This window comes from Pseudomonas sp. Pseusp97, from assembly GCF_047304025.1.
Lineage (GTDB): Bacteria > Pseudomonadota > Gammaproteobacteria > Pseudomonadales > Pseudomonadaceae > Pseudomonas.
The window spans coordinates 1-5,851 of the sequence record NZ_JBGLYK010000289.1 but is presented as its reverse complement, the minus strand read 5'-3'; the positions used below and the strand labels follow the sequence as shown (position 1 = coordinate 5,851).

2 protein-coding genes are annotated in these 5,851 nt (G+C 68.6%); both read left to right on the top strand.

The features are described from left to right. Positions 1-1,121 (top strand): AMP-binding protein (locus ACCC94_RS27260; RefSeq protein ID WP_413352719.1); only part of this gene is annotated, 1,121 nt, incomplete at its 5' end. Further along, the gene (locus tag ACCC94_RS27255) at positions 1,121-5,803 is read left to right on the top strand and encodes an amino acid adenylation domain-containing protein (RefSeq protein WP_413352718.1); all 4,683 of its coding nucleotides are present in this window, start codon (positions 1,121-1,123) and stop codon (positions 5,801-5,803) included. The genes ACCC94_RS27260 and ACCC94_RS27255, both read left to right, overlap by 1 nt. Positions 5,804-5,851: the final 48 nt, after the last annotated feature.

Here is a 5,851-nt window from a genome sequence, read left to right as displayed (position 1 = left end):
CGGCGGCGCTGCACCAGGTGATCGAGGCGGGGCAGGTCACCACGCTGCACTTCGTGCCCTCGATGCTGCAGGCCTTTGTCGCCTCCGGCGAGCTGGAACGCTGCCCGTCACTGCGCCAGGTGATGTGTTCCGGCGAGGCGCTGCCCTACGAGCTGCAGCAGCAGTTCCGCCAGCGCAGCAGCGCGAAGCTGCACAACCTCTATGGCCCGACCGAGGCGGCGATCGACGTCAGCTTCTGGGCCTGCGATGAGGACAACGCGCGGCAGGTCGTGCCCATCGGCCGGCCCATCGACAACCTGCGCCTGGTGCTGCTGGACAAGCGCCTGGAACCGGTACCGCAAGGCGTGGCCGGCGAGCTGTACATCGGTGGCGTCGGCCTGGCGCGCGGCTACCACGCGCGCCCCGGCCTGACCGCTGAACGCTTTGTCGCCGATCCCTTCGGCAGCGGTGAACGCCTGTACCGAACCGGCGACCTGGCTCGCCAGCGCGAAGACGGCGCCATCGAATACCTCGGCCGTCTCGACCACCAGGTGAAGATTCGCGGCCTGCGTATCGAGCTGGGCGAGATCGAAGCGCGCCTGCAAGCCCACCCGCAGGTGAGCGAAGCGGTGGTGGTAGCCAGGGACGGCGTGCTGCTGGCCTACGTCGTCGCCAGCGCCGAACCCGAAGCCCTGCGTCATGCGCTGCAAGGCGAGTTGCCGGACTACATGGTGCCGTCGCGGATCATCGCCCTCGAGGCCATGCCGCTGTCGCCGAACGGCAAGCTGGACCGCAAGGCCCTGCCGGATCCCCAGCTGGGCGACAGCCTGCGCGAGTACGTGGCGCCGCGCAGCGACCTGGAAGTCGAACTGGCCGGGATCTGGCAGCACGTACTGCAGGTGGAGCGCGTCGGCCTGCACGACGACTTCTTCGAGCTGGGCGGCCATTCGCTGCTGCTCACCCAGGTCGGCCTGACCCTGCGTCAGCGCCTGGGCCTGGAACTGCCGCTGCACCGTCTGTTCGAGCTGAGCAACATCGAGGCCCTGGCCGCCTGGATCGAAGCCCAGCGGGCAGGCGCCGCCAGTGCGGAAGAGGAACTGGACCTGATGGATGAACTGCTCGGCGAGCTGGAGAATCTGTAATGAGTCAAATGATGGACGCCCAGCTGAAACAGGTCGCGGAGCGCCTTGGCGCGTTGCCCGAGGACAAGCAGATCGTCTTCCTGCGTCAGCTGCGCGAGAAAGGCGTGAGCCTGTCGCGCCTGCCGATCCTGCGTGAGGGGCGTGAGCACGCGCCGCTCTCGGCGGCCCAGGCGCGCCTGTGGTTCCTCTGGCAGATGGAGCCGCACAGCGCCGCCTACAACATCCCGGCTGCCGTGCGTTTGCGCGGCGCGCTGGACGAGGGCGCGCTGGAGCGTGCCTTTACCTCGCTGATCGAGCGCCATGAAAGCCTGCGCACCGTATTCCGCAGCGCAGATGGCGAGGTGCTGCAATGCATCCTGCCTCCGGGCCCGACGCATCTGGAAGCGAAGGATTTCAGTAGCGAAGCCGAGGCGCGGCAATGGCTCAACGAGTGCGCCCAGGGCTCCTTCGATCTCGCCGAAGGCCCGCTGCTGCGCCTGCACCTGGCACGTCTGCCGGGTGAAGCGCTGCTGCTGGTGAACCTGCACCACATCATTGCCGATGGTTGGTCCATCGGCGTGCTGATCGATGAGTTTGCCGCTCTTTACAGCGCCGAGGTGCAAGGCACCCAGGCCGGGCTGGACGCCTTGCCGATCCAGTACAGCGACATCGCCCGCTGGCAGCGTCTGTGGCTGGCGGCCGGCGAGGGCGAGCGGCAACTGGCCTACTGGAAGGAGCAACTGGGCGACGAATCCCTGCTGCTGACCCTGCCGGGTGACCGGCCGCGCCCGCTGGTGCAGAGCTATCGCGGCGCGACGCTGGACTTCGAGCTGCCCCGCGCGCTCGGCGACTCCCTGCGCAAACTGGCGCGGGGGCAGGGCGCCACGCTGTTCATGCTGATCCTCGCGACCTATCAGGTGCTGCTGTCGCGTTACAGCGGCCAGCGCGAGCTGCGCGTGGGCGTGCCCATCGCCGGCCGTGGCCGTGCCGAGAGCGAAAGGCTGATCGGCTTTTTCGTGAATACCCAGGTGCTGTCAGTGCGCATCGACGGCGACGAATCCTTCAACGCCTTCCTCGCCCGCACCCGCGAAGCGGTGCTGGGCGCCCAGGCCAACCCGGACCTGCCGTTCGAGCAACTGGTGGATGCGCTGCAACCGGAGCGCAGCCTGAGCTACAACCCGCTGTTCCAGGTGGCCTGCAACCACCAGCCGAGCCGCCGCGACGCCCTGCGTGAACTGCCCGGCGGCCTGCAATTGGAGAGCCTGGAGCTGGACAGCGGCATCGCCAAGTTCGACCTGACCCTGAACACCGAGGAAAGCCGCGACGGCCAGGTACGCGGGCAGTTCATGTACGCCACCGACCAGTTCGACGCACCGACCATCGAACGCCTGACAGGGCACTTCCTCAATCTTCTGGAAGGCATCGTGCGCAACCCGCAATGCCCGGTGGCGCGCCTGCCGCTGCTCGATGGCAGCGAGCGCGAGCAACTGCTCTACGGCTGGAACGCCACCGCGATGGACTACCCGCGCGATGCCTGCCTGCACCAGCTGATCGAACAGCAGGTGCAGCGCTCGCCCGCCGAGGTGGCGCTCAGCGACGGCCAGCGCAGTTTCAGCTATGCCGAGTTGAACAGCCGCGCCAACCGCCTTGCGCGCTGGCTGCGCGAGCAGGGAGTCGGCCCGGACAGTCGCGTCGGCGTCGCCCTGGAGCGCTCGGTTGAGCTGCCGGTGGCGCTGCTGGCGGTGCTCAAGGCCGGCGGCGCCTACGTGCCGCTGGACCCGGAATTCCCCGCCGAGCGCCTGGCGCACATGCTCGAGGACGGCGGCGTGCGCCTGCTGCTGACCCAGCAGCACCTGCTCGGCGAATTGCCGCAGACAGGTGCCCGTGCGTTCTGCCTGGACCGCGACTGGGCTCAGCTGGATGGCTATGCCGACAGCGATTTGTTGAACCTCGCCAAGCCCGACGATCTCGCCTATGTGATCTATACCTCCGGTTCCACCGGCAAGCCCAAGGGCGTCGCGGTGCGCCATGGCGGGGTGGTCAACTTCATGCTGAGCATGGCCCGCGAGCCGGGCCTCGGCGCGCAGGACCGCGTCCTCGCGCTGACCTCGCTGTCCTTCGATATCTCCGCGCTGGAGCTGTACCTGCCGCTGCTGGTCGGCGGCCGCGTGGTGCTGGTCGACCGCGATGTTGCACGCGACCCGTCGCGCCTGCTTGGCGTGGCGCTGGAGGAGGGCGTGACGGTGATCCAGGCGACCCCGAGCACCTGGACGCTGCTCAGCGGCCACGAAGACTTCCCGCGCCTGGCCGGCTGCCGCTTCTTCTGCGGCGGCGAGGCGCTGTCCGCCGAGCTGGCGGACAAGCTGACGGCGCAGACCGATGCCTTGTGGAACCTCTATGGCCCCACCGAAACCACCATCTGGTCGGCGGCCTGGAAGATCGACAAGGGCGCCCGCGCGCTGCTTGGCAAGCCCATCGGCAACACCCAGCTGTACATCCTCGACGGCGAGCTGCAACCCGCGCCGATTGGCGTGGCGGGCGAGCTGTACATCGCCGGCGACGGCCTGGCGCGTGGCTACCATGGGCGCCCGGAGCTGACCGCCGAGCGCTTCGTCGCCGACCCGTTCAGCGCGGAGCTCAACGCGCGCATGTACCGCACCGGCGACCTCGCGCGCTGGCGAGCAGACGGCGTGCTGGAATATCTCGGCCGCATCGACCACCAGGTGAAGATTCGCGGCTTCCGCATCGAACTGGGCGAGATCGAGTCGCGCCTGCTCGGTCAACCCGGCGTGCGCGAGGCGGTGGTGATCGCCCGCGACGCCGGGCAGGTGAAGCAGCTGGTCGGTTATGTCACGGGCCAGATCGGGAGCGACCTGCGCACCGCCTTGCTGGAAGAACTGCCGGACTACATGGTCCCTGCGCAGATCGTCCAGCTCGAGCGGATGCCGCTGACCCCCAACGGCAAGCTCGACCGCAAGGCGCTGCCGGAGCCGGACTTCAGCCTGCTGCAGAAGACCTACCGCGCACCGCAGAGCGAGCGCGAGCAGACCCTCGCGGCCATCTGGTGCGCCGTGCTAGGCCTGGAACGCGTGGGGCTGGACGACAACTTCTTCGAGCTGGGCGGCGACTCCATCGTCTCCATCCAGGTGGTCAGTCGCGCCCGCGCCGCCGGCCTGCACCTGAGCCCGAAGGACCTGTTCCAGCACCAGACGCTGCAGGCGCTGGCCCGCGTGGCCGGTGAAGTCGTAGCAGGCGATGCGCCAGTGGCCGTCGCTGCCATCGAGGCGCCGGACGCCGCGCAACTGGCCACGCTCGGCCTGGACCCCCAGCAGATCGAAGATATCTACCCGCTGTCGCCGATGCAGCAGGGCATGCTGTTCCACGGCGTGGACGGCAGCGAGGGCGGTGTCTACGTCAACCAGCTGCGCGTGGAGGTGCAGGGCCTGGACGTGGAGCGCTTCCGCGCCGCCTGGCAGGCCGCTTTGAATGCCCACGACAACCTGCGTGCCGGCGTGCATTGGCTAGGCCTGGATCAGCCGGTGCAGGCCGTGCACAAACACGTCGAGCTGCCGCTGGAGGTTCTCGACTGGCGCGGCCGCGAGGACATTGACGCGGCGCTGGACGAACTGGCCGCCGCCGAGCGCAGCCGCAGCTTCGATCTTGCGCGTCCGCCGCTGCTGCGCCTGGTACTGGTGCGCAGCGCCGAGGCCAGCCACCAGCTGGTCTACACCCACCACCACATCCTGCTCGACGGCTGGAGCAACGCCCAGCTGTTTGCCGAAGCGCTGCGCCGCTACAACGGCGAGAGCATCGCCGCGCAGGGCCGCTACCGCGACTACATCCACTGGCTGCAGGTGCAGGATCAGCAGCAGGCCCAGGACTTCTGGCGCGCGCGCCTGCAAGGCTTCGCCCAGCCCACCGTGCTCGCCGACAGCCTGGCGCGCCCGGCCGAAGGCAGCGGCCACGGGCTGGAATACAGCCGCTACGACGCGGTAGCCACCGAGCGCCTGAAGGCCTTCGCCCGCAGCCAGCGGGTAACGCTGAACACCCTGGTGCAGGCGGCGTGGATTCTTCTGCTGCAGCGCTACACCGGGCAGCAACGCGTAGCCTTCGGCGCCACCGTGGCCGGGCGTCCCGCGCAACTGGCCGGCGCCGACAGCCTGCTGGGCCTGTTCATCAACACGCTGCCCATCGTCCAGGCGCCGGCCGAAGACGCCGACCTCGGTGACTGGCTGCGCGAGCTGCAGGGCTACAACCTGGACGTGCGCGAGTTCGAGCACACACCGCTTTACGACATCCAGCGCTGGGCCGGCCAGGCCGGGCAGGCGCTGTTCGACAGCATCATCGTGTTCGAGAACTACCCGGTCGACGAGGTGCTGCGCAGCGCCCAGGGGCTGCGTTTCGGCGAACTGAAGTCGAAGGACGAGACCAGTATCCCGATGGACCTCGCGGTGCGTGTCGGCGAGCGCCTGGAAATCGAGTACCAGTACCTGCGCGCGCACTTCAGCTCCGACGCCGTGGCGCGCCTGCGCGGCAACATGGAGCAGGTGCTGGACAGCCTGCTGCAGGGCGCCGGCAAGCGTGTCGGCGAGCTGCAATGCCTGTCCGCCAGCGATCGCGCGGCCCTGGCTGCCTGCCGTGGGGCTTTTCAGCCCACTCGCCCCCCAACCGGAAGGTCCCACAGGCGATTTATGGCTGATTAACCAGCAGGGCAGCCTCAAAAAGAAAGAAATCTTCCTACTCGATGGCGG